The following is a 22377-nucleotide window of genomic DNA, read 5'->3' as shown; positions in this document are numbered from 1 at the left end:
GGTGAGTCCCATCGAAATCAGGTCGCTGACTGCGGAAACATGCGACAGGCTGGCCGACCTCCTGATCGAGACGGTCGCGGCCGGCGGCTCCGTCAGCTTCATGCATCCCTTATCCAGGCAAGCGGCGGAAACTTTCTGGAGCAACTCGTTGATGGCAGCAGAGAGAGGCGAAAGAGCGGTGCTGGGCGCTTGGTATGGCGACGCGTTGGTCGGCACCGTCACCTTGCTGCTCGACTTTCCTGATAATCAGCCGCACCGGGCCGAGATCGCCAAGCTCATGACCCGCGTCGAACACCGCGGCAAGGGCATAGCGAGCCGGCTGATGCGGGCGGCCGAAACGCTCGCCGTCGAGAAAGGCCGCACGCTTCTGGTGCTGGACACCGCAACCGAGGAGGGCGCTTCCGGCCTTTACGAAAAACTCGGCTTCACGCTCACTGGCGAAATAACGGACTTTGCCCTGAAACCGCATGGCGGGCTGACCGGCACGCTCATCTACTGGAAGCGCATCGGCGGCGCTGCCTAAGCCTTGTGATGAACCTGTTGCAGCGCGTAGACCGGCGTCGCGATGCCTTCCATGCGCGCCTTCAGCTGCAGCGCCAGGAACTGGGAATAGTGGCGTGACTGGTGCAAATTGCCGCCATGGAACCACAGCGCCTCCTGCTGCGTCGGCTTCCACATGTTGCGCAGCTCGCCTTCCCAGGGGCCTGGGTCCTTGGTGGTGTTGGAGCCGAGGCCCCAGCATTTGCCGACCTTGTCGGCGACCTCCCGTGAGATCAAATCGGCCGCCCAGCCATTCATCGAGCCATAGCCGGTGGCGTAGACGATGAGATCGGCCGGCAGTTCCGAGCCATCGCTGAGCAGGACCGAATGCTCCTTGATCTCCTTCACCTCGACGCCGCTCTTCAATTTGATCGAGCCGTCGATGATCAGGTCGGAGGCGCCGACATCGATGTAATAGCCCGAGCCGCGTCTCAGATACTTCATGAACAGGCCGGAGCCATCGTCGCCCCAGTCGAGCATGAAGCCCGCCTTCTCAAGGCCCTTGTAGAATTTGTCGTCGCGCTTCTTCATCTCGGCATAGGCCGGGATCTGGAATTCGTGCAGGATCTTGTAGGGCAGGGAGGCAAAGACGAGGTCGGCCTTGGCTGTGGTCATACCGCTCGCGACCGCCTTTTCCGAATAGAGCGAGCCCAGGCCGATCTCCATCAGCGTGTCCGACTTGACGATGTGCGTGGTCGAGCGCTGCACCATGGTGACGTCGGCGCCGGCCTCCCAAAGGGCTGCTGCAATGTCGTGGGCGGAGTTGTTCGAGCCGATGACGACAGCTTGTCTGCCGACATAGGCATCGGGTCCCGGATGCTTCGAGGAGTGATGCTGGTCGCCCTTGAATGTGTCCATGCCCTTGAAGTTCGGCATGTTGGCCTTGCCGGATTGCCCCGTGGCCAGCACCAATTGTTTCGGCTTCAGCGTGATGTCCTTGCCGTCGCGGCGCACCACCACCGTCCATTCCTTCTTCCCTTCGTCATAGACAGCGCTCATGGCCTCGGTCGACGACCAGTAGTTCAGCTCCATTACCTTGGCGTACATTTCCAGCCAGTCGCCGATCTTGTCCTTGGGCGCGAAGACCGGCCAGTTCCTGGGAAAGTCGATATAGGGCAGATGGTCGTACCAGACGGGGTCGTGCAGGCAGAGCGACTTGTAGCGCTTGCGCCAGCTATCACCGGCCCGTTCGTTCTTCTCGACGATGATGGTGGGCACGCCGAGTTGCCGCAGCCGGGCGCCGAGCGCGATGCCGCCCTGGCCGCCGCCGATGATCAGCGTATAGGGCTGCGTCTTGAAGCCGAGTTCGGCAGCCTCCTTCTCGCGCTCCTCCTTCCAGGTCGGGCGGTTCTTGCCATGCCCGTGCTTGGCGCCGAGCGGGCGGTCGAAGCCGGCCGGCTCCTCATGGCCCTTGAGTTCGACCATGGTGGTGAGCAGCGTCCAGATCTTGCCGTCCTTCAGCCGGATGTGGCCGAAGCCGCGCGCCACGGACGTCTCGAAACTGATCCAGCCGTCGACCACGCCGTCGCTTTCCGTGGCACCCTCGCCCCTGGCGATCGCCCAGTTCGACGGTTTGGTCCTGGCCAACTGGCTGACCAGCATGTCGCGCACCTGATCGCGGCCTTCCATCGTCTTGATGTTCCAGGTGAAGGTGACGAGATCGCGCCAGTAACAATCCTCCTGGAAGCAGGCGACCGCCTTGTCGATGTCGCCGGCGGTGAGTGCCGCGCCGAAGCGATCGAGCAGGTCGGAAAGCTTCTTGTTGGGGGCCTTGTCGAGCATTGAATTTCCTCCGCGATTTTTCCTGGCCGCCCGTAGCGAACGGAACCCTGCCGAAGCTTGACGTCCGGCCTGGCGCAGTATCGCGGCAAATTATGCGCCGCGTCACGTCGTCCAATAGTTTGCCGCGTATTCAGGGGCTTATCGGGAAATCGGGACGCCGAAGACCGTCACGAACCAGCGGCGGACCGCTTCCTCGGCCGGGCTCAGATGCGCGCCCGAAGGTGCGGTCAGATAGTGGCCGGCACCGCTCGACAGCGTAAAGCCGGACAGGGTGACGAGAGATCCTTCGCGCAGTGCCGCGTCGGCCAACGGTCGCGATCCCAGCACCATGCCGGCGCCGTGCTTCGCCGCCTCCAGTGCGGTAACGAAACTGTCGAATTTGTGCGTCGGCCCGAGCGCCGGCTTCATCCGGGCGACGGCGAACCATTCGCCCCACATTTCCCGTGCGCCGACCACTGTAAGTCTCGGCAATCCCGTCCAATCCTTGACGTTGGCGAGATGTGGCGATGCCATCGGCGTCAAGGTTTCGCGGGTGAGGCGGTCGGCCTGCCGTCCGGCAAAGGAGCCGGAGCCAATGCCGAAACGGATGTCGAGACCCACAAAGCGCTCGCCGTAATCGGCCGGTGTGTGGATGGTCTCGATCTGCAGCTGGACGAAGGGCAGGTCCTTGGCCATTTGCGGCAGCTTCGGCGCGATCATCAGCACGGCAAAGGAAATCGGCGAGCGGATCGTCACGCTCTGGACGGTCTTGGGTTCAAACAGCTCGCGCGTGCTGTTGGCGATCACGGCGAAGGCCGATTGCAGATGCGGCAGGTAGGCGGCACCCTCCGGCGTCAATTCGACGCCGCGCGCCAGGCGGATGAACAGCGGCTGCTTCAACCGCTCTTCGAGAGAACGGATGTGCTGGCTGACCGCAGCCTGGGTCAGGCCAAGCTCGGCCGCGGCGGCGGTGAAATTCGACAGCCGCGCGGCGGCCTCGAAACTCCGCAGCCAGTCAAGCGGGGGCAAGGGCAGGGTTGTTTCAGTCATAAACCGTTTAGGGCCTTTGGCTGCAAAATGATAATTTGAGTTATGCCTTCGACATCATCACGATGCAATCGGAAACCCTGCGGAGTTGGCTGCGGGGCGCAGCGGACAGGAACGGATCTCCATGCTTACCCAGGCGCTGATCGGCGACGAAGGAAGAACGATCGACCTCGGTTGGAAGGACGGCGCGCGCACTCGCTTTCACGCCATGTGGTTGCGCGACAATGCGCTCGACGACAAGACGCGCAGCGCCGGCAACGGCCAGCGGCTGATCACCATTCTCGACATTCCGGCGCAAACGCGGATCGGCGCAGCCGCGATCAAGGGCGATGCGCTTGAAGTCAGTTTCGAACCGGAGGGAAAGACGGTGCGCTTTCCTGCGGCATGGCTGAGCGCCAATGCCTATGACCGCGATGCCGCCCGACAGCCCGGCTGGACAGGCGAGGGCACCGTGCGATGGACCAGGGCCTCTATGCAGAATTCGGTGCCGCGCGCCGGCTATGTCGCGGCCAGCCGCGACCGCGCCGTCTTGCGGCAATGGCTGTCGGCGGTGAAGACCTACGGCTTCGCGGTGATGGACGATCTGCCGGCCGAATCCGGGGCGCTGTGCAAAGTGTCCGATCTGTTCGGCTATATCAGGGAGACCAATTACGGCCGCTGGTTCGAGGTGCGCGCCGAGGTCAATCCAACCAATCTGGCCTACACCAATCTTGGCCTGCAGGCGCATACCGACAACCCCTATCGTGATCCGGTGCCGACCTTGCAGATCCTGTCGTGTATCGAAAACACGGTCGAGGGCGGCGAATCCAGCGTCGTCGATGGTTTTGCCGTGGCGGCCGCGCTGCAGGCCGAAAACCCCGAAGGCTTCCGGCTGTTGAGTTCATACCCGGCGCGCTTCGAATATGCCGGCTCGTCGGGCGTGCGATTGCAGGCCAAGCGGCCGATGATCGAGCTCGGGCCGGATGGCGAACTCATCGCCATCCGCTTCAACAACCGCTCGCTGGCGCCGACCGTCGATGTGCCGTTCGCGGAGATGGAGGCCTACTACGCCGCCTATCGCCGGTTTGCCGAACTGATCGAGGATCCGTCCTTCGAAGTGACCTTCAAGCTCGAGGCGGGCCAGGCCTTCATCGTCGACAACACCCGCGTCATGCATGCCCGCAAGCAGTTCTCCGGCGCCGGCAAGCGCTGGCTGCAGGGCTGCTACGCCGACAAGGATGGCCTTTTGTCGACGCTGTCGGCGATCGAACACGAATTCAAGGAAGCAGCGGAATGAGCAGCCAGGATTTGAACGCGAGCAACATCGTCGAATTCATCGCCGATATTTTCGAACGCCGAGGGGCTGAATCCTATCTCGGCGAACCCGTCACCATGTCGGAGCACATGTTGCAGGGCGCCTGGTTCGCCGAAAAGGACGGCGCGCCCGATGTGCTGGTGGCGGCAGCACTGCTGCACGATATCGGCCACTACACCAGCGAGTTCGGCACCTATTCGCCCGACGATGTCGAGGACAAGCATCATGACGAAGCCGGCGGCGAGGTGCTGGCGCCGTTCTTTCCACCGGTGATCGTCGAATGCGTCAGGCTGCATGTCGCGGCCAAGCGCTACCTCTGCGCTACCGACCCCACCTATTTCGGCAGGCTGTCGCAGGCCTCGGTCCACACGCTGTCGCTGCAAGGCGGGCCGATGAATGCCGAAGAGGTGGCCGAGTTCCGCAAGAACCCGTTCCACGAGGAAGCGGTGCGGGTTCGCATCTGGGACGAGGCCGGCAAGATCGGCAATATGAAGACCCGGGCATTTCGCGACTACGTGCCGCTGTTGCAACGGGTTGTCCGCGACTTCGCCAATCGCGCCTGATCATAATCCGGGGAAGAAACGGCATGTGCTCCTGCTTCGACGGCGAGCATGCGCTAACCGTATGCCGGAGACCTGCCGCAAGCGTCTGCGTGCCGCAGGCGCTCGCGCCTCGCTGCCGATCCCTACCGGTGACGAGCCTTGTCACCGCGGATTTTATTGCGACATCCGTCGGCGCGGCCAAGATCAGTAGGTCAGACTTCGGTGTATATTTGACTCAGACGAAGGTCTGAGAATCGAGCTGAAAGCACGAAAGGAGAGTTTCCTCAGCGTTTGTAAGCCGCAATTTTGGGCTGTTCATTCTTGAATACCGTGACACATCATGATGTGATGGTGGCATGAATGGAGAAAGGCAGCCCCTGTTTTCATCCGTGCGTCGCTGGGCGTACTTTAGCTTGCGCGTATTCGCGGCGGTTGCGGTGACGATGCCGGTGCTTGGTCTGCGGTTGAGCCATGTCGACGGCTACAAGATCGAATTCGCCGCTGCCAGCGCCAAGAGCGGAAACAATGGCAATGGTAACGGTGGTGGCAACGGTAGTGGTAATGGTAATGGCTCAGGCGGCAACGCCGGGAATGGCAACGCCAACGGAAAGGGAAAAAATGGTGCCGGCGACAACGCCCCCGGTAGCCAAGCTCCCAGTAGCCAAGTCAATGCCGCTGGCGACACGGTGACGGTACAGGGCGCCAAAATCCAGGTCGTGCATCGCGATGGATTCAGCGAAAGCATCGAGGCCGGCCGCTTCACTATGAAGGATCCGCTTGGAAGGACAATTGTCGAACGCGCCGTAAGGGCCTCCGACATTGCTCGTCTGAAAGGGCTGTAACTGTTGGTTCGCCAACCAGCATCCGACCTTCAGACAAGCCCCGATCTCCCTATACAAGACCCGTTTTGGGCGCGTGCATAAGAATGGCTGCTTCGGTGCGGTTTCGCACCTTTAGCTTTTGAAATATCCGAGTCATGTGGTGTTTTACCGTTTTCTCCTGCAGGTTGAGACGTTTGGCGACTTCTTTATTGCTCAGTCCTTCGCCTACCAAGGAGATTATCCCAAGCTCGCGTCCCGAGAGATTGGCAACGAGATCGGTTGTGCGCTTTTCCGGCCGGATCAGTTCATTCAAAAGCTGCGCTGACAGGGTCGGCGAAACATATTTTTTTCCTGCGGCTATATAAGTCAGCACCTCGGCCAGCGATGCCGCCCCAATCCCTTTCAGCACATATCCGCGTACGCCCAGCCTGAGCGCCGTCGCCAAATCGGCGTTCGCCTCCGAGACGGTGAGCATGACGATCTTGCAGTCAGGCTGAGTTGCAAGAATATTTTCCGCTGCCGCCAGACCCCCTCCCGGCAAACTGATGTCGAGCAGCAATATGTCGGGATTTGCCAAGGCCGCAAGCTGTTCGGCATCCGCCGCGGTTTCGCCCGCACCAACGACTTCGAAGCCGCCGATTTCGGCGAGGCTGCGAGCCACACCCTCGCGAAACAGCGGATGATCATCAACAATGGCAATCCTTATGGGAGCGGTCATTTCTGGTCCTCGATGTTGAGCGTTATGGTCAGCCGGGTCCCCCTGGGGCTCGAAAAGGTCTCGAAGTGACCTCCGATACTTTCGATACGTTCCCTCATACCGGCGAGTCCAAGTCCTTCACACGATCCCGACTGGAATCCAGGGCCGTGATCAAGCACTTGAATGAGGAGCTTGCCCTGCGTCACTCTCGCCTTGACAGCCTGCCCCTTGCCCAGACCGTGTCGCCAGGCATTGTTTAGCCCCTCCTGCGCGAAGCGAAAGATGCTTATTTTCTCGGACGTCCCCAGGTCGGGCAGGCGAGATGGCAGTGAAAGCGATACGGAAGAGGCTGTACGGCGTTCATGTTCGGCAACCGCAAGCCGCAATATCTCCGCGACTGTCGAAGCTTCGATCTGTGGCAGCACGAGGCCGGTGCAGATGGCGCGGATCTCCCGCATCGCCTCATCCAACGTATGATGGATATCGGCGATCTCGGTCTTGCGGTGGCTTGGGGATGCGGCGGGATCGAGCAGTAGAGGGCTGTCCATGCGCAGCGCAGCCAGTGCGACGAGCTGAGCTGGACCGTCATGCAAATCAGACCCGATGCGACGCAAGTAACGTTCGTTGATTGCCGTTGCGCGGCGCGACGCCTGCTGGACGCGCTCCCGCAAAGCGGAATTCTGCTCCAAAAGCAACTGAAGCTCCGCCACTTGTGTCTCAAGCGCTGAACGCTGCGTTTCGATAGTGCTGCTGCCGCGAAGCACGATTCCCGAGAGCATCGCCAAGGCGACCGCGGTCGCGCCAGCCACGAGCAGCCAGCTCGACCATAGTGCCGAGTTTAAAGTGCCCTGAAGATCGTCGGCTATCTCGTAGAACTCGGAAACGGCCACAACATCGCCCGACCACGGCTCTCGAACCGGATTGTAGATCTCGAGCAGCGAGGCGGTGGGGCTCTTGCGTTCCTTCCTTTCATTTTCGTCCAGATCATTGAATTGCGCCACCACGTTTCCGCCGAACGCATGCAGCAAGTTCGCATTTGGCTCGAAGGTCTGGCCAATAAGAGCCGCGTCTTTGGCGTACAGCACCTTGCCATCACGCCGCCAAAGCACGAACGACGCCAGTTTTTTTCCGAGAGCACCCTGGTCCAGGGTTTCATCGAGTGCCCGTTTAACGGTGTCGCTGAGCTGCTGGCTTTTGCGCATATCCGGCAGGATTGGCGCGATGACACTGTCGACGTAAAGCGCGGTCGTGCTTGCAGAGTTGCGGATCACTCCATCTCGTATTTGCGAGGTGACCCATAGGCCGACGACCAGCATCAGCGACAGCAGCCCAATGCTTCCGACTATGATGAACTGCCAAGCCAACGATAGCCTGTTCCAGTTTTGATAGAGACTATCAATGTAGCGCACGTCTCAACCGACCCCGCGACTTTGGCCGTGCCAAAATGCCTAAGCCATCCTACATCTAGAACGGTCGATGGTGCGAGCAAGCGCTAGGTTGAATGCCGGGGAAACCGCAATTTCAGGGCATGATCCCACCGCCACCCGCGGGGAACGGCGGTGGGATCAGCGTTACTGTATGATCTTGACGATCTTCCGCGTGCCGGGGTCGACCAGCACGGTTCGCCCGTCGACCACAACGTAGCGATACTTGACGCTCGGCACTTCATGCAGTTCCACCGTGTCGGGAATGGCGGTCCCCACGTTCAATTCGACACCTGGAATCTTCACCGACGCAAGGGGCTGCTTTTTCACGTATTCGCGCACAACCGTTTCCTGCTCCGGCGCGATGATGACGTCTTGAGCGGCAACTACGCCCGCGCTCGCGAGCAGCAAGAATCCGGCAATTGCGGTCGACTGGTACATGGTCGTCATGATTCTCTCCTTCATGCGAGCAACGCTCATGCATCTTGCGCGAGCTCGATTCCGATACGGGGGGTGTTGATGAGGTTGATGCACACCGGGAGCCGAACGGGCTTTTCGCGGCTGCGTTCCCGCGTGGGGCTTCGGTCCGGGCGTCATCGGGCCAATGGACGATAGGGGGAGGGACCAAAGTCTGGTGCCAGGCTGTAGAGGTCCTAGAGCCTCCTCAGGGCGGAACACAGGGTTCTCGGCATCGTTGAGATCAGCACTTGTGGGAGGCGTTAATGGACAACAGCGTCCATCAGGCACGATGGTTGCTCTTGCCTGTTTTCGGGGTAGCCATCCTGGTCATGACGACGGGAGTACTTCTAAGCTTGTGAGGCTGGTGTCATCGCTATGGGATCACAAGCTCAGGAAAAAACAAAATGTTGCGTTGCATTAATTGTTTGATGCAATTTGTAGGTGATTGTTGCAAAATTACTGCCAACATTCATTGGTCTTCTTAGAAGCCCGATTTTATTCACAAAATGTGGAACAAAGTATTTTTGGCAGAGTTGGCTAGGCTGAGGGACCGACTCTTTAAAGGAGAAAGCAGATGAAACATGTGTTGATCACGAGCATGATTGCGCTTGGCGTCGGGTGCGGCGCCGCGATCGCCCAGACCCAGGCCGTGCAGCCGAGCGGTGGCGACAACTGCGCCGCCGGCGCGGCCGATTGCCAGAAGGGCGGCAAGGCCGGCGAACAGGCGCAAGGCAAGATGAAGTCACAGACCGATCAGAATGCACAGGGCCAGGCTGGCGCCACGACCGATCAGCAGGCTCAGGGCAAAGCCAAGCTCAAGACGGATGAACAGGCACAGGGCAAGGCCGGGACCAGTACCGAGCAGAATGCTCAGGGTCAGGCCGGCGCCACGACCGATCAGCAGGCTCAGGGCAAGGCCAAGCTCAAGACGGATGAACAGGCCCAGGGCAAGGCCGGGACCAGCACCGAGCAGAATGCTCAGGGCCAGACCGGCACCAGCACCGAGAAGCAGGCTCAGGGCAAGGCCAAGCTCAAGACGGATGAACAGGCCCAAGGCAAGGCCGGGACCAGCACCGAGCAGAACGCTCAGGGCCAGACCGGCACCAGCACCGAGAAGCAGGCTCAGGGCAAAGCCGGGACCAGCACCGAGCAGAACGCTCAGGGCCAGACCGGCACCAGCACGGACCAGCAGGCCCAGGGCAAGGCCGGGACCACCACCGAGCAGAACGCTCAGGGCAACACAAACGTTCAGACCGACCAGGGCAATACGGCCTCGATCAACAACGTGACCGTCGAGCAGAAGACGCAGGTCACGCAGATCATCCACGAGACCAGGGTTGAGCCGGTGAAGAACGTAGACTTCGACATTTCGGTCGGCATCGAGGTGCCGCGGCACAAAGTGCGCCTGCACCGTCTGCCGGCGCGCATTGTCAAGATCGTCCCGGCCTACGAATCCTATGAGTACTTCGTGCTGGCCGACGGGCGCATCGTCATCGTCGACCCGGATACGTACAAGATCGTGCTGATCCTGACGTGACACGGCAGTGACTCTTGTTCCCGGCGCGGTGCGATTGAGGGGTATCGTATGCGCCGCGGTGGCCCGCCGACCAGAGGCGGCGGGCCACTTGCTTTGTCTTTCGCATCGCGCGTTTTTCCCGTTGACACCCTGCCTTTCACCCTCGTAGTGTCCGCCACGATGAAAAAGGCACTCATTCTCGTAGGAAAGCGCGTGGGCAAGGCGGTGTAACCGCCGGGCGAAAACCTCCCATGCGCAACACACAGGCTCCCATCGGGGGCCTTTTTTATTGCCCGAAACACGACTAAACGACCAGCAATCGCCTCATGGCTAGAAGTACGGGACCAGACCGATGAGCAACGGACAGAACGAACGGCGCGAAATGCCAAACAGGGAAATGACTGGCGCCGAAATGGTGGTGCAGGCGCTGAAGGACAATGGCGTCAAGCATGTCTTCGGTTATCCCGGCGGCGCGGTGCTTCCGATCTATGACGAAATCTTCCAGCAGGACGAGGTCGAGCACATCCTCGTCCGCCACGAGCAAGGCGCAGGGCATGCGGCCGAAGGCTATGCCCGCTCGACCGGCAAGGCCGGCGTCATGCTGGTGACCTCCGGCCCGGGCGCCACCAATGCGGTGACGCCGCTGCAGGATGCGCTGATGGATTCGATCCCGCTGGTCTGCCTGACCGGGCAGGTGCCGACTTCGCTGATCGGCTCCGACGCGTTCCAGGAGTGCGACACGGTCGGCATCACGCGCCCCTGCACCAAGCACAACTGGCTGGTGAAGGACGTCAACGAATTGGCCGCCACCATCCATGAGGCCTTCCATGTCGCGACGACCGGCCGCCCCGGCCCGGTGGTGGTCGACATTCCGAAGGATGTGCAGTTCGCCAAAGGCATCTATGTGCCGCCGCAGGCGGCGCCGCGCACCAGCTACCAGCCGAAGGTCCAGGGCGACCTGGAAAAGATCAAGGCCGCCGTCGAACTGATGGCCAGCGCCAAGAAGCCGATCATCTATTCGGGCGGCGGCGTCATCAACTCCGGTCCGGAGGCCAGCCATCTGCTGCGCGAACTGGTCGACCTCACCGGCTTCCCGATCACCTCGACGCTGATGGGCCTCGGCGCGTATCCGGCATCGGGCAAGAACTGGATGGGCATGCTGGGCATGCACGGCACTTATGAAGCCAATATGGCGATGCATGATTGCGACGTGATGATCTGCATCGGCGCGCGCTTCGACGACCGCATCACCGGACGGCTGACCGCCTTCTCGCCCAACTCGAAGAAGATCCACATCGACATCGATCCATCGTCGATCAACAAGAACGTGCACACGGAAGTGCCCATCATCGGCGATGTCGGCCGGGTGCTGGAGGACATGGTGCGGCTGTGGCGGGCGAGCGCCAAGGCCGACAAGAAGGCGCTCCATCCCTGGTGGGAGCAGATCGCCAAATGGCGCGCGCGTGACTCGCTCGCGTTCAAGATGAACCACGATGTGATCATGCCGCAATATGCCATCCAGCGGCTCTACGAACTGACCAAGGACATGGACACCTACATCACCACCGAGGTCGGCCAGCACCAGATGTGGGCGGCGCAGCACTATCATTTCGAGAAACCGAACCGCTGGATGACGTCGGGCGGGTTGGGCACGATGGGATACGGCCTGCCGGCGGCGCTCGGCGTGCAGATCGCGCACCCGGATGCGCTGGTCATCGACATCGCAGGCGATGCCTCGGTGCAGATGACGATGCAGGAGATGAGCGCGGCGGTGCAGCACAATGCGCCGATCAAGATCTTCATCCTCAACAACCAGTATATGGGCATGGTGCGCCAGTGGCAGCAGCTGCTGCACGGCAACCGTCTGTCGCATTCCTACACCGAAGCGATGCCCGACTTCGTCAAGCTGGCCGACGCATATGGCGGTCATGGCATTCGCTGCGAGAAACCGGACGAGCTGGACGATGCGATCAAGGAGATGATCGCGGTGAAGAAGCCGGTGCTGTTCGATTGCCGGGTGGCGACGCTCGCCAACTGCTTCCCGATGATCCCGTCGGGCAAGGCGCATAATGAAATGCTCCTGCCCGACGAGGCGACCGACGAAGCCGTGGCCAACGCCATCGACGCCAAGGGCAGGGAACTGGTCTAGGTCCAAGCCGGGGCAGGGCTGTCGCGAGAAGCCGTGCGCAAACAGAGAATTAGCTCAAAGTCTGAAATCGAGATTCATGTCATGAACGCACAGCTTCAACCGACCGGCTCCGCCTATTTCATCGCCAAGGAAACGGAAAAGCCGGAGAACCACACGCTCTCCGTGCTGGTCGACAATGAGCCCGGTGTGCTTGCCCGGGTCATCGGCCTCTTTTCCGGCCGCGGTTATAACATCGAGAGCCTCACCGTCTCCGAGACCGAACACGAGAAGCACCTGTCGCGCATCACCATCGTGACGCGCGGCACGCCGCATGTGCTGGAGCAGATCAAGCACCAGCTCGAACGCATCGTACCGGTGCATCGCGTCGTCGATCTCACCGTGCGCTCGCACGAGTTCGGCCAGGAGCGGCCGCTGGAACGCGAGTTGGCGCTGGTCAAGGTCGCCGGCACCGGCGAAGCCCGCGTCGAGGCGCTGCGTCTGGCGGACGCTTTTCGCGCTTCGGTCATCGACGCCAACACCGAGCACTTCATCTTCGAGATTACCGGCAAGGGTTCGAAGCTCGACCAGTTCATCGCCATCATGAAGCCGCTCGGCCTGGTCGAGATCTGCCGCACCGGCGTGGCGGCGATGAACCGCGGCCCGCAAGGGATGTAGTCTCAGTCCAACTATTTTACCGGCTTGGGATCGACCTTGCCGCTCGCCAGATTCTTACTCTCCCTTTTGATCGGGCGCGATACCGGACAGACGTCCTGGACGAAGCCGTTCAGCGTGTTAACCAGATTGTTCTGGACCAGCGAGTAGCGGATGAATTGTCCCTGCCGCTCCCTGGCGATGAGGCCGGCCGTCTCCAGGATGCTCAGATGCTGCGAGATCGACGGCTTCGACATGTCGAAGCGCGCCGCGATCTCGCCCGCGGTCAGCGAGGAGTGGGCGAGATAGGCGAGGATCTTGCGCCTCGGCTGCGATGAGAGCGCCTCGAACACGCGCTGTATGGCGCTGCTTGCCCCGATAGCCGTGTCGCCATCCGCTGCATTGTCTTCGATCACCGCCTGCCTCTGTCGTTTCGCTTCCGGTATTTAGTCTATTGCCTAAATACCTAAATCGGAATAGTAGATAGTTAGCTTATTGCCTAAATAAGCGCCGGCGCGCCGGAAGGCAAGGCTCTTTGGTCCGGAAATGTTTCCTGCAGAGGAGGGGTGCCGATGAAGACCATATCCACAGGCAGAATGATCTCGCAGCCCTTGAGCGATGCCGAAGATGGCGAGGTCGTCTGGATGCCGGCCAAGTCGATCTGGGTCGGTGCGATGACGCTGATTGCGTTGGTGTTCGGGCCGCTGACCTTCAGCTGGAGCGCTTTCGCCCTGTTCGTAGCGACGACGGCGGTGACGATCTGCGCCGGACACTCGGTCGGCATGCATCGCCTGCTCATCCATCGCTCGTTCAAGGTTCACATCTGGCTCGAACACGCGCTGGTCTATCTCGGGACGCTCGTCGGCATGGCCGGTCCGTTCGGCATGATCTATGCGCATGACATACGAGACTGGGCGCAGCGCCAGACGGCTTGTCACGACCTGCACGCCCACCGCCGGCCTTTCTTCACCGACGCTTTCTGGCAAATGCATTGCGCCGTAGCGTTGCGCAATCCGCCTGACTTCGTCATCGAGCCGTCGATCAGAAACGACCGCTTCTACAAATTCGTCGAGCGGACCTGGATGCTGCAGCAACTGCCGTGGGCGATCCTTTTCTTGCTCCTCGGCGGGTGGAGCTGGGTGGTCTGGGGCATTGCGGTGCGTATCTCCGTGTCGCTGACCGGGCATTGGCTGGTCGGGCATTTCGCACATCGCAGCGGGCAGCAGGGCTGGCGCGTCGATGGCGTTGCCGTGCAGGGCTACAACCTGCCGCGTTTCGGCCTGGTGACCTTTGGCGAGAGTTTCCACGGCAATCACCATGCGTTTCCCGAATCCGCAAAGCTCGGCCTGGAACTCGGGCAGATCGATCTCGGCTGGCTCTTCATCCGCATCCTGGCTGCCCTCGGCCTCGCGCATGGCGTGAAGCTTCCCGGGAACACGCCGAGGCGCAAAGGCCTGCGGCGTGTGGCTGGCCGTCAGGAGGCGGCCGCCGCTCCCAGCCTGTTGTCGGCGCGGGCCCACGGCAGGTAGACTGTGCCGGCCTGGCTGGCTCGGGATAGACGGATCACGGCGGAGCGCTTTGGACCAATGGAATGAGGTTGCGTCCAGCGCTCTGTCGATTTAAGTCAGCATTGCTGACCTTTGTGAGCCGTCATGACCCTCGACGCTTTCCTTGCCCTTTTGGTCTACGCCTTCGTGACCTCGATCACGCCGGGGCCGAACAACCTCATGCTCTTGGCGTCGGGCGTGAATTTCGGCCTGGTCAGAACCATTCCGCATATGCTGGGCATCAGCATGGGTTTCCTGGTGCTGTTGCTTGCTGTCGGCTTTGGCCTGGGCGCGGTGCTTACGGCGTTTCCGGCCTTGCACACCGGATTGAAGATCGCCGGCGCTGCCTATCTGCTCTATCTCGCCTGGAAGATCGCCATGTCGCGCTCGCTGTCCAGCAAGGGTGAGACGGAGGCACGGCCGATGCGCTTCATCGAGGCAGCCGCATTCCAGTGGGTCAATGCGAAAGCCTGGGTGATGGCGATCACCGCCATGGCCGTCTACTCCAATCCGGACCACCCGTTCCTGTCGGTGGCGCTGATCGCGATCGCCTTCACCGTCGTCAACCTGCCGAGCGTCTCGGTGTGGGCCGGCTTCGGCACGGCGCTGCGCGGATTCCTGTCGGATCCGGTGCGGCTGAAATGGTTCAACATCGCCATGGGCGTGCTCCTGGCGGCGACGCTCTGGCCGATGCTGAAATAGACGCATCCGGCCTGAAATCTCAACCGCATCCTGGCTGGTTTTCCGACTGCTGAGCCGGCTGCATAGTCATTGTGCAGTGCACATTAAATCTTCGTAATGCCGTGTTTTGGCCCTTTTCCGACAAATGTGCGTCCTATCTACTTCGGCGAGATCGCGGCAAGGCGCCGTGATTGGGTAGAATGAGACCACCGGGTTCGGCGTGTCGGATCATAGGGCTTTTAGTCGATGCGCGGAAAAGTCGTTCTGGCGGTGGTGGTGGCAGCGGCCTGTGTCGCCGCGGCATGGGTCTATTTTTCGCCGGCGGCAATGAGCAGTCTGCAGCAGATGCTGCCGGGCGCCAGGCAGGCGGCAGCAACGGACAAGCCGGCTGGATCGGACAAGGCTTCGGCCGACAAGGCTGGGGGCAAATCCGGCGCCGGCGGTAATGCCGCCCGTTCGGCCTCGATCGTCTCGGCCACTGCGACAATGGCCGATTTTCCAATCCGCCGTTACGCCATCGGCTTCGTGTCTTCGCCGGCCGTGGTCAACATCAACGCCCGCGTGTCCAGCCAGATCGTATCGATCGACGTCAAGGACGGCCAGATGGTGAAGGCCGGCGACCTGCTGTTCTCGCTCGACGACAGGGCGCTCAAGGCGCAGCTTGCCAAGGATCAGGCGACGCTCGCCAAGGACCAGGCCCTGCTGACCAGTTCGGGCTCCGACCTCCAGCGCGCCAAGGATCTCGTCGCCAAGCAGGCCGGCACGCAGCAGACCTACGATCAGGCGGTGGCGGCGCAAAAGGCTGCCGCGGCGACGGTCGATGCCGACAAGGCGACGATCGACGCCGACAATGTCCAGCTCGGCTTTGCCAGCATCAAGGCGCCGATTGCCGGCCGGCTGGGGGCGGTCAACGTTTCGGTCGGTGACCTCGTCACCTTGAGCAACGGCAACTCGAGCACGGCCACGCCGCTGGTGACGATCACCGAGATGGATCCGCTGCAAGTCAACTTCAACCTGCCGGAGAGCAACCTGGCGCTGCTGCACAAGGCGCTGGCCAACCCGCAGCAGGGGGCAGTCACGCTGACCAAGGACGGCGACCCGACGCCGATCGGCAGAGGCACGCTCGACTTCGTCGATTCCAGCGTCGACACCGCTTCCGGCACCATCGCGACACGGGCGAGCATCCCCAACGCCGATCTTTCGCTGTGGCCCGGGCAATATGTGAATGTCGTGCTCGACGCCGGCATCATGCCGCAGATGACATCCATCCCGACCGTGGCCGTGCAGCCTAGCCAAAAGGGACCGTTCGTCTATGTCGTCAAGCCCGACAACACGGTCGAGATGCGACCGGTGCAGGTGGCGCTGACCGAAGGCGAAAACAGCGCCATCAGCGAGGGCGTCAAATCAGGCGAGAAGGTGGTGGTCGAGGGCCAGACCAGGCTGAAGGACGGCGCCGCCATTCACGAAGGCAAGGCGGCCAGCGGTGATCAAGCTGCTCCCAAGGTCGCCGAGGCCGGCAAGGCGGCTGCCCAATGATTTCCGAATTCTGCATACGCAGGCCTGTCGCCACGCTGCTGATGTCGTTCGCCCTCGTGCTGGGCGGGCTGTTTGCCTACAAGTTCCTGCCGGTGGCGGCGCTGCCGAGCGCCGAATTCCCGGTCGTCAACGTCTCGGCCACCCTGGCCGGCGCTTCGCCCGAAACCATGGCCACTTCGGTGGCGACGCCGCTGATCAAGCAGTTCGCCACCATCGCCGGCATCGATTCGATCTCGACCAGCAATTCGCTGGGACGCACGTCCATTGCCATCCAGTTCGTGCTCAACCGGGATATCGACGCGGCGGCCGCCGACGTGCAGGCGGCGATCGCGCGCACGCAGCGGCAGTTGCCGCCGGAGATGACGTCGCCGCCGAGCTATCGCAAGGTCAATCCGGCCGACGCGCCGATCCTTCTGATGTCGCTGGTCAGCGACACGGTTCCGCTCACCGACCTCGACGCCTTCGCCGAAAACGTCATCTCGCCCTCGCTGTCGACCATCGACGGCGTGGCGCAGGTGTCGATCTTCGGCCAGCAGAAATATGCGGTGCGCGTGCAGATCGACCCGACGGCGCTGGCGGCGCGCGGCATTTCGATCGACCAGCTGCAGACGGCGATCGCCTCGGCCAATTCCAACACGCCGCTCGGGGTCTTGCAGAACGACAAGCAGCAGCTGACCATCACGGCCAACACGCAGCTCACCAATGCCGCCGGGTTCTCCAACCTCATCATCGCCACCAAGAACGGCCATCCGGTGCGGCTGGGCGAGGTGACGCGCGTCATCGACTCGGTCGAGACCACGACGACCGCAAGCTGGTACGACGGCACGCGCGCCATCATCCTGGCGGTGCAGCGCCAGCCCGACGCCAACACGGTCGACGTCGTCGACAAGGTCAAGGCGATGCTGCCGTCGTTCAAGGACCAAATGCCGGCCGCCGCCGACATCAAGCTGCTCAACGACCGTTCGACCTCGATCCGCCAGGCCGTCGACGACGTCCAGTTCACGCTGCTTCTGACGATCGCTTTGGTGGTGACGGTGATCTTCGTCTTCCTGCGCCGGGTGACCGCAACCATCATTCCGGCCGTGGCGGTGCCGATCTCGCTGATCGCGACGCTCGGCGCCATGTTCCTGTTCGGCTTTTCCATCGACAACATCTCGCTGATGGGCCTGACGCTCGCAGTCGGCCTCGTCGTCGACGACGCCATCGTCATGCTGGAAAACATCTTTCGCCACATGGAGGAGGACGGTCTCTCGGCCTTCGATGCCTCGCTGAAAGGCGCGCGCGAGATCGGCTTCACCATCATCTCGATCTCGATCTCGCTGGTGGCGGTGTTCATCCCCGTGCTTTTGATGGGCGGCGTCATAGGCCGCATCTTCAACGAATTCGCCGTCGTGGTGACGGTCGCCATCCTGGCTTCGATGTTCGTGTCGCTGACACTGACGCCGATGCTGTGTTCGCGCTTGCTGTCGGTGACCAAGGCCGATCGCGACAAGCATGCCCCCGGCCACAAGCACGATATCGTCACCCGCGGCTATGACCGGCTTTTGACCTTCTGCCTGCGCCACACTTTTCTGGTGTTCCTCGTCTTCGTCGGCACGGCGGCAGGGTCGGTCTGGCTGATCGAGGTCTCGCCGAAAGGCTTTTTCCCGCAAGAGGATATCGGCCAGATCTCGGTGACGACGATCGCCAGGCAGGACATCTCCTACGACGCCATGGTCAAGCTGCAGAACCAGGCGGCAAGTGTCTTCTCGCGTTCGCCCTATGTCTCGCATGTGGCCTGGTCAGCCGGCGGCGGCAACAATGCGCTGAACCAGGGCCAGCTCTATGTGCAGCTGAAGGACAAGAGCCAGCGCCCCGACATCGATAAGGTGCTGTCGGATCTGCGGCGGCAGCTGGCCGTCGTGCCGGGGATCGATGCCTATATGCAGCCGGTGCAGAACCTGCGACTTGGCGCGCGTTCTTCCGCCAGCGCCTACCAGCTCGTCGTTCAGGGCCTCGATACCGGCCTGACCGACACATGGGCGCAAAAGCTCAACGATGCGATGGCGGCCGATCATGCGAATTTCACCGACGTCACCAGCGATCTGCAGAACAATTCATTGCAGGCGACGCTGGTGGTCGATCGCGACAAGGCGGCGTCGCTCGGCATCGACACCGACACGCTGCGCTCCAGTCTCTATGGCGGCTTCGGCACGGAGCAGGTCTCGACGATCTTCGGCTCGGCCGACAGCTACGAAGTCATCATGGAGCTCGATCCCAACATCGAATGGTCGCCCGAGCGCATGCTGGCCATCCAGGTCAGGACGGCAAGCGGCAGCCTGGTGCCGCTCGGCGCCTTTGCCCGCGTCGACCGCACCGCCGGCGCGCTGACGGTCAACCAGCTCGGCCAGCTGCCGGCGGTCACCATCTCCTATAATCTGCCGCAAGGCGTGGCGCTGGGCGACAGCACGGCCCGCATCGCCGCGCTGAAGGAGCAGATCGGCATGCCGCCGGCGATTTCGACCAGCTTTGCCGGCACCGCCAAGACCTTCCAGGATTCGCTCGCCAATCAGGGCCTGCTGATCGGCGGCGCCATTCTGACCATCTATATCGTGCTCGGCATCCTCTATGAGAGCTTCATTCATCCGCTCACCATCCTGACCGGCCTGCCTTCGGCGGTGCTGGGCGCGGTGGTCGCGCTGCGCTTTGCCGGCATGGACCTGTCGGTGATCGCGGTGATCGGCATCCTGATGCTGATCGGCATCGTCAAGAAGAACGGCATCATGATGGTCGACGTCGCGCTGGAGCTGCGACGAGAAGGCATGTCGGCCAAGGAGTCCATACACAAGGCGTGCCTGATGCGTTTCAGGCCGATCATGATGACGACGTTGGCGGCGCTGATGGGCACGTTCCCGATCGCGCTCGGCACCGGCGCCAGTGCTGAGCTGCGCCAACCGCTCGGTGTCGCGGTCGTCGGCGGGCTGCTCGCTTCCCAGGCGCTGACGCTGTTCGTCACCCCTGTCATCTATGTCTATTTCGAGAATTTCTCCGGCTGGCTGATGAGCTTCTTCTCTTCGAAAAAGAACAGGCCGGAGCTGCATGCGGTCGAGAGCGGCGAGCAGGCCTCGCTGTTCGCTCCCGAGGATCGGCTCGAGCCGCAAAGGGCCGCCGCCGAATAGGCGATGGCCCGTGGCCCAAGCTGTCATGCTTGCGGCCGCGTGCCGCCGATCCTAATCTGAGGTCATGTCCCATGATCATGACCACGACAACGAACTCGACTCGTTTGCGGCGCGCGTGCGCGCGCTGGAAACTATCCTCACCGAAAAAGGCCTGATCGATCCGGCGGCGATCGACGTCATCGTCGACACCTACGAGACCAAGATCGGGCCGCGCAACGGCGCCAGGGTGGTGGCGAAAGCCTGGAGCGATCCGGCCTTTGCCGAGTGGCTGAAGCGCGACGCGACGGAAGCGATCGCGTCGCTGAGCTATAGCGGCCGCCAGGGCGAGCACATGCAGGCCGTGTTCAACACGGACGAGACGCACAACCTCGTCGTCTGCACGCTGTGCTCCTGCTATCCGTGGTCGGTGCTCGGGCTGCCGCCGGTCTGGTACAAGGCGCCGCCCTATCGCTCGCGCGCCGTGATCGATCCGCGCGGCGTGCTGGAGGAGTTCGGGCTGACCTTACCGGCGGAGAAAAACATCCGCGTCTGGGATTCGACTGCCGAACTGCGCTATCTCGTGGTGCCGATGCGGCCTGGCGGTACCGAAGGCTGGAGCGAGGACCAACTCGCCGAACTGGTCAGCCGCGATGCCATGATCGGCACGGCGGTGGCCAAAGAACCCGGGACAAAGAAGGTACCGGCATGAACGGGCCGCAGGATCTAGGTGGACAGATGGGTTTCGGGCCGGTCGCGCCCGAAAGGAACGAGCCTTACTTCCATGCGGATTGGGAGAGGCGGGCGCTCGGCGTGACGCTGACTGCCGGCGCCATGGGCGCGTGGAACATCGACGAGAGCCGGCACGCCAGGGAATCGCTGCATCCGGCCGTCTATTATTCCTCAAGCTACTACCAGATATGGATCAAAGCGCTCGAGGTGCTGCTGAAGCGCCATGGCTTCGTCAGCGAGCGCGATCTGACGGAAGGTCGGGCGGTCGATCCGGCGGCGACGCCCAAAAGGGTGTTGAAGGCCGAAGACGTGCCGGCGGTACTGGCCAAGGGCAGTCCCTGCGACCGGCCGGTTGAGACGGCGCCGCGCTTCAAGGCCGGCGACCCGGTGCGGACAAAGAATTTCAATCCCACCGGCCACACAAGGCTACCGCGTTATGCGCGCGGCAAGCACGGAGTTATCGAGGCCGTGCGTGACGGTTTTGTGTTCCCCGACAGCAACGCGCATGGCAACGGTGAAAACCCGCAATGGGTCTATACCGTGGTCTTCGATGGCTCGGAAATCTGGGGCGAGGGCGCCGACTCGACGCTGACCGTCTCGATCGATGCCTGGGAGAGCTATCTTGAGCCGGCCTGAAGGTGCATTGCCGGCGGGTCTGGACGAACCGGTATTCGCCGAACCCTGGCAGGCCGAAGCCTTCGCCATGACGGTGGCGCTGCATGACAAGGGCCTGTTTTCGTGGAGCGAATGGGCCGATGCGCTGTCGGCGCAAGTGAAGAAGCCGGGCGCCGCAAGCGACGGCCACGACTACTACGAGCATTGGCTGGCGGCGCTGGAAACGCTGCTGGCGGCCAAGGGCGTCGCCGGCAAAAACGATGTCGACACGCTCGCCGCCGCCTGGGAACGCGCCGCGCATGCAACCCCGCACGGCAAGCCGATTTTGTTGGAGAACGATCCCGTGGATTGGTGAGGGATGAAGTCCTCGCGATGTTTGCGCCGCCCCTCACCTGCCTGCCGGCATCCTCTCCCCGTACGACGGGGAGAGGGGTCGCTCGCGTCCATGGTTTCGCCAATCTCAAGCATCTCATGATGGCGCCGAGGCTGCGGCCAGCTGTCCAGCCGATAGATGGGTAACACTTTGAACCGGATACATAGGTGACACTTCTCTCCCCCTATGCGTCCGCCGCAGCGCCAAGCGGATTGGTTGGCGCGGCGCTGCGGCGGACAAGCTTCATGTGCCGTGTGTCGATGATGCCGAGCGGGTGGGCATGGAATGAGAGTGTCCATTGTCCGTCTTCGGTCTCCAACGCAGCGACCGGTTCGCCCGCCAGCGCTTGCGAGACATATATGAAGCCGCCATTCCATCGGATCTCGCCATTGTGGCGCACGCGGCGGACCGAGGCCTCGGCCGGATAGACGGGCTCGGGTGGTGTCCTGGGCATGGCGCGCTGTGAGGACCGGTAGTGCTGGGCGGGCGTATCCATGCCCAGCGCCTCATGGGGACGTTCCTCATTGTAGCTTTGCCGGAAGGTCTCGAAGGCCTGGCCCTGTGCCGTTCGGTCGGCTTCCGGTGCCTCGGCCATCGGCAGCATGGTCAGGTGAAAGCGCTCGTGACGTCCGTTCTGCTGTGGCCTGCCGGGTGCGATCCGCTCCAGCGTGATGCCAAGCTTGATGAAGCGCACGACAAGCGGCGTCAGCCCGCTGACGCCGGCTGATGCGAAGGGCGGGCCATTGTCGCTTCTGAAGCGATCCGGCAGGCCATGCTGTTCAAACAGCCGCTCAAACACCGGCCAGGCTTCGCTATCGGCCGTCGACCCCGTCGCTTCGAGCGCCAGAAGATAGCGGCTCGACGCATCCATCACCGTCA

21 protein-coding genes are annotated in these 22377 nt (G+C 62.1%); 14 read left to right on the top strand and 7 right to left on the bottom strand.

What is annotated here, in order from left to right; translation table 11 throughout:
• Position 1: 1 nt before the first annotated feature.
• A complete protein-coding gene (locus NKJ77_RS29580) occupies positions 2-523 on the top strand; it encodes a GNAT family N-acetyltransferase (protein WP_352536193.1) in 522 nt (173 codons plus the stop codon).
• Here the strand turns inward: NKJ77_RS29580 and NKJ77_RS29575 are convergent.
• The gene (locus NKJ77_RS29575) at positions 520-2322 is read right to left on the bottom strand and encodes an NAD(P)/FAD-dependent oxidoreductase (protein WP_352536192.1); all 1803 of its coding nucleotides are present in this window, start codon (positions 2320-2322) and stop codon (positions 520-522) included. The genes NKJ77_RS29580 and NKJ77_RS29575 overlap by 4 nt on opposite strands.
• 138 nt (positions 2323-2460) lie before the next feature.
• Positions 2461-3351, bottom strand: coding sequence for a LysR family transcriptional regulator (locus tag NKJ77_RS29570; RefSeq protein ID WP_023712476.1), 891 nt, complete (start codon positions 3349-3351; stop codon positions 2461-2463).
• A 121-nt stretch (positions 3352-3472) separates the two neighbouring features.
• Here NKJ77_RS29570 and tmpA point away from each other — a divergent pair, with 121 nt between their 5' ends.
• The 3 genes from tmpA to NKJ77_RS29555 all read left to right on the top strand — a co-directional run bounded on the left by tmpA (position 3473) and on the right by NKJ77_RS29555 (position 6026).
• Positions 3473-4624, top strand: a complete 1152-nt coding sequence (gene tmpA, locus NKJ77_RS29565; protein WP_023682082.1) for a 2-trimethylaminoethylphosphonate dioxygenase — start codon at positions 3473-3475, stop codon at positions 4622-4624.
• Positions 4621-5205 (top strand): (R)-1-hydroxy-2-trimethylaminoethylphosphonate oxygenase, encoded by a 585-nt coding sequence (gene tmpB, locus NKJ77_RS29560; RefSeq protein WP_023832895.1) that lies wholly within the window; start codon positions 4621-4623, stop codon positions 5203-5205. The genes tmpA and tmpB overlap by 4 nt, the downstream gene beginning before the upstream one ends.
• 392 nt (positions 5206-5597) lie before the next feature.
• Positions 5598-6026 (top strand): hypothetical protein, encoded by a 429-nt coding sequence (locus NKJ77_RS29555; RefSeq protein WP_023699032.1) that lies wholly within the window; start codon positions 5598-5600, stop codon positions 6024-6026.
• Between the two features lie 49 nt (positions 6027-6075).
• Here NKJ77_RS29555 and NKJ77_RS29550 read toward each other — a convergent pair whose 3' ends face one another.
• The 3 genes from NKJ77_RS29550 to NKJ77_RS29540 form a co-directional block, all read right to left on the bottom strand.
• Positions 6076-6723: a LuxR C-terminal-related transcriptional regulator gene (locus NKJ77_RS29550; protein WP_023682079.1), complete on the bottom strand. Its 648-nt coding sequence runs from the start codon at positions 6721-6723 to the stop codon at positions 6076-6078.
• Complete coding sequence (locus NKJ77_RS29545) at positions 6720-8111, bottom strand: sensor histidine kinase (RefSeq protein WP_023690914.1); 1392 nt, start codon at positions 8109-8111, stop codon at positions 6720-6722. The genes NKJ77_RS29550 and NKJ77_RS29545 overlap by 4 nt, the downstream gene beginning before the upstream one ends.
• 162 nt (positions 8112-8273) lie before the next feature.
• Positions 8274-8576 (bottom strand): DUF1236 domain-containing protein, encoded by a 303-nt coding sequence (locus NKJ77_RS29540; RefSeq protein WP_023731684.1) that lies wholly within the window; start codon positions 8574-8576, stop codon positions 8274-8276.
• A gap of 583 nt (positions 8577-9159) precedes the next feature.
• Between NKJ77_RS29540 and NKJ77_RS29535 the strand changes: the two genes are divergently transcribed.
• The 3 genes from NKJ77_RS29535 (at position 9160) to ilvN (ending at position 12904) form a co-directional block, all read left to right on the top strand.
• Entirely contained in the window at positions 9160-10122 is a 963-nt protein-coding gene (locus tag NKJ77_RS29535) for a DUF1236 domain-containing protein (RefSeq protein WP_023668350.1), read from the top strand.
• A gap of 331 nt (positions 10123-10453) precedes the next feature.
• The gene (locus NKJ77_RS29530; protein ID WP_023668351.1) at positions 10454-12250 is read left to right on the top strand and encodes an acetolactate synthase 3 large subunit; all 1797 of its coding nucleotides are present in this window, start codon (positions 10454-10456) and stop codon (positions 12248-12250) included.
• Between the two features lie 81 nt (positions 12251-12331).
• Positions 12332-12904, top strand: coding sequence for an acetolactate synthase small subunit (gene ilvN, locus NKJ77_RS29525; RefSeq protein WP_023668352.1), 573 nt, complete (start codon positions 12332-12334; stop codon positions 12902-12904).
• A gap of 11 nt (positions 12905-12915) precedes the next feature.
• Here the strand turns inward: ilvN and NKJ77_RS29520 are convergent, their stop codons facing one another.
• On the bottom strand, positions 12916-13296 hold the full coding sequence (locus NKJ77_RS29520) for a metalloregulator ArsR/SmtB family transcription factor (RefSeq protein ID WP_023702997.1): 381 nt from the start codon (positions 13294-13296) through the stop codon (positions 12916-12918).
• Between the two features lie 156 nt (positions 13297-13452).
• On the opposite strand from NKJ77_RS29520, the gene NKJ77_RS29515 reads away from it, so the two are divergent.
• The 7 genes from NKJ77_RS29515 to NKJ77_RS29485 all read left to right on the top strand — a co-directional run bounded on the left by NKJ77_RS29515 (position 13453) and on the right by NKJ77_RS29485 (position 21480).
• Complete coding sequence (locus NKJ77_RS29515) at positions 13453-14409, top strand: acyl-CoA desaturase (protein ID WP_023832897.1); 957 nt, start codon at positions 13453-13455, stop codon at positions 14407-14409.
• Positions 14410-14532: 123 nt separating this feature from the next.
• Positions 14533-15129: a LysE family translocator gene (locus tag NKJ77_RS29510; RefSeq protein WP_023682076.1), complete on the top strand. Its 597-nt coding sequence runs from the start codon at positions 14533-14535 to the stop codon at positions 15127-15129.
• A gap of 225 nt (positions 15130-15354) precedes the next feature.
• Complete coding sequence (locus tag NKJ77_RS29505; protein ID WP_023832899.1) at positions 15355-16644, top strand: efflux RND transporter periplasmic adaptor subunit; 1290 nt, start codon at positions 15355-15357, stop codon at positions 16642-16644.
• Positions 16641-19802, top strand: coding sequence for an efflux RND transporter permease subunit (locus NKJ77_RS29500; RefSeq protein WP_023832900.1), 3162 nt, complete (start codon positions 16641-16643; stop codon positions 19800-19802). Before NKJ77_RS29505 ends, NKJ77_RS29500 begins: the two co-directional genes overlap by 4 nt.
• Positions 19803-19866: 64 nt before the next feature.
• On the top strand, positions 19867-20490 hold the full coding sequence (nthA, locus tag NKJ77_RS29495) for a nitrile hydratase subunit alpha (protein WP_023832901.1): 624 nt from the start codon (positions 19867-19869) through the stop codon (positions 20488-20490).
• Positions 20487-21146: a nitrile hydratase subunit beta gene (gene nthB, locus NKJ77_RS29490; RefSeq protein ID WP_031196002.1), complete on the top strand. Its 660-nt coding sequence runs from the start codon at positions 20487-20489 to the stop codon at positions 21144-21146. The genes nthA and nthB overlap by 4 nt, the downstream gene beginning before the upstream one ends.
• Entirely contained in the window at positions 21133-21480 is a 348-nt protein-coding gene (locus NKJ77_RS29485; RefSeq protein WP_031196003.1) for a nitrile hydratase accessory protein, read from the top strand. Before nthB ends, NKJ77_RS29485 begins: the two co-directional genes overlap by 14 nt.
• Before the next feature lie 202 nt (positions 21481-21682).
• Here the strand turns inward: NKJ77_RS29485 and NKJ77_RS29480 are convergent.
• On the bottom strand, positions 21683-22377 hold a 695-nt coding region (locus NKJ77_RS29480; RefSeq protein ID WP_352536191.1), incomplete at its 5' end, for an integrase core domain-containing protein.

The sequence above is a fragment of the Mesorhizobium sp. M0052 genome, assembly GCF_040323255.1.
GTDB lineage: Bacteria > Pseudomonadota > Alphaproteobacteria > Rhizobiales > Rhizobiaceae > Mesorhizobium.
The sequence above is the reverse complement of the archived record's forward strand: the minus strand, read 5'-3'. Positions and strand labels throughout refer to the sequence as shown.

What these genes read in the sequence shown, in the direction of transcription:
- NKJ77_RS29575 (WP_352536192.1), bottom strand. Translation starts at nt 2,322, where the DNA reads ATGCTCGACAAGGCCCCCAACAAGAAGCTTTCCGACCTGCTCGATCGC.
- NKJ77_RS29570 (WP_023712476.1), bottom strand. Translation starts at nt 3,351, where the DNA reads ATGACTGAAACAACCCTGCCCTTGCCCCCGCTTGACTGGCTGCGGAGT.
- tmpA (WP_023682082.1), top strand. Translation starts at nt 3,473, where the DNA reads ATGCTTACCCAGGCGCTGATCGGCGACGAAGGAAGAACGATCGACCTC.
- tmpB (WP_023832895.1), top strand. Translation starts at nt 4,621, where the DNA reads ATGAGCAGCCAGGATTTGAACGCGAGCAACATCGTCGAATTCATCGCC.
- NKJ77_RS29550 (WP_023682079.1), bottom strand. Translation starts at nt 6,723, where the DNA reads ATGACCGCTCCCATAAGGATTGCCATTGTTGATGATCATCCGCTGTTT.
- NKJ77_RS29540 (WP_023731684.1), bottom strand. Translation starts at nt 8,576, where the DNA reads ATGACGACCATGTACCAGTCGACCGCAATTGCCGGATTCTTGCTGCTC.
- NKJ77_RS29535 (WP_023668350.1), top strand. Translation starts at nt 9,160, where the DNA reads ATGAAACATGTGTTGATCACGAGCATGATTGCGCTTGGCGTCGGGTGC.
- NKJ77_RS29530 (WP_023668351.1), top strand. Translation starts at nt 10,454, where the DNA reads ATGAGCAACGGACAGAACGAACGGCGCGAAATGCCAAACAGGGAAATG.
- ilvN (WP_023668352.1), top strand. Translation starts at nt 12,332, where the DNA reads ATGAACGCACAGCTTCAACCGACCGGCTCCGCCTATTTCATCGCCAAG.
- NKJ77_RS29515 (WP_023832897.1), top strand. Translation starts at nt 13,453, where the DNA reads ATGAAGACCATATCCACAGGCAGAATGATCTCGCAGCCCTTGAGCGAT.
- NKJ77_RS29510 (WP_023682076.1), top strand. Translation starts at nt 14,533, where the DNA reads ATGACCCTCGACGCTTTCCTTGCCCTTTTGGTCTACGCCTTCGTGACC.
- NKJ77_RS29505 (WP_023832899.1), top strand. Translation starts at nt 15,355, where the DNA reads ATGCGCGGAAAAGTCGTTCTGGCGGTGGTGGTGGCAGCGGCCTGTGTC.
- NKJ77_RS29500 (WP_023832900.1), top strand. Translation starts at nt 16,641, where the DNA reads ATGATTTCCGAATTCTGCATACGCAGGCCTGTCGCCACGCTGCTGATG.
- nthA (WP_023832901.1), top strand. Translation starts at nt 19,867, where the DNA reads ATGTCCCATGATCATGACCACGACAACGAACTCGACTCGTTTGCGGCG.
- nthB (WP_031196002.1), top strand. Translation starts at nt 20,487, where the DNA reads ATGAACGGGCCGCAGGATCTAGGTGGACAGATGGGTTTCGGGCCGGTC.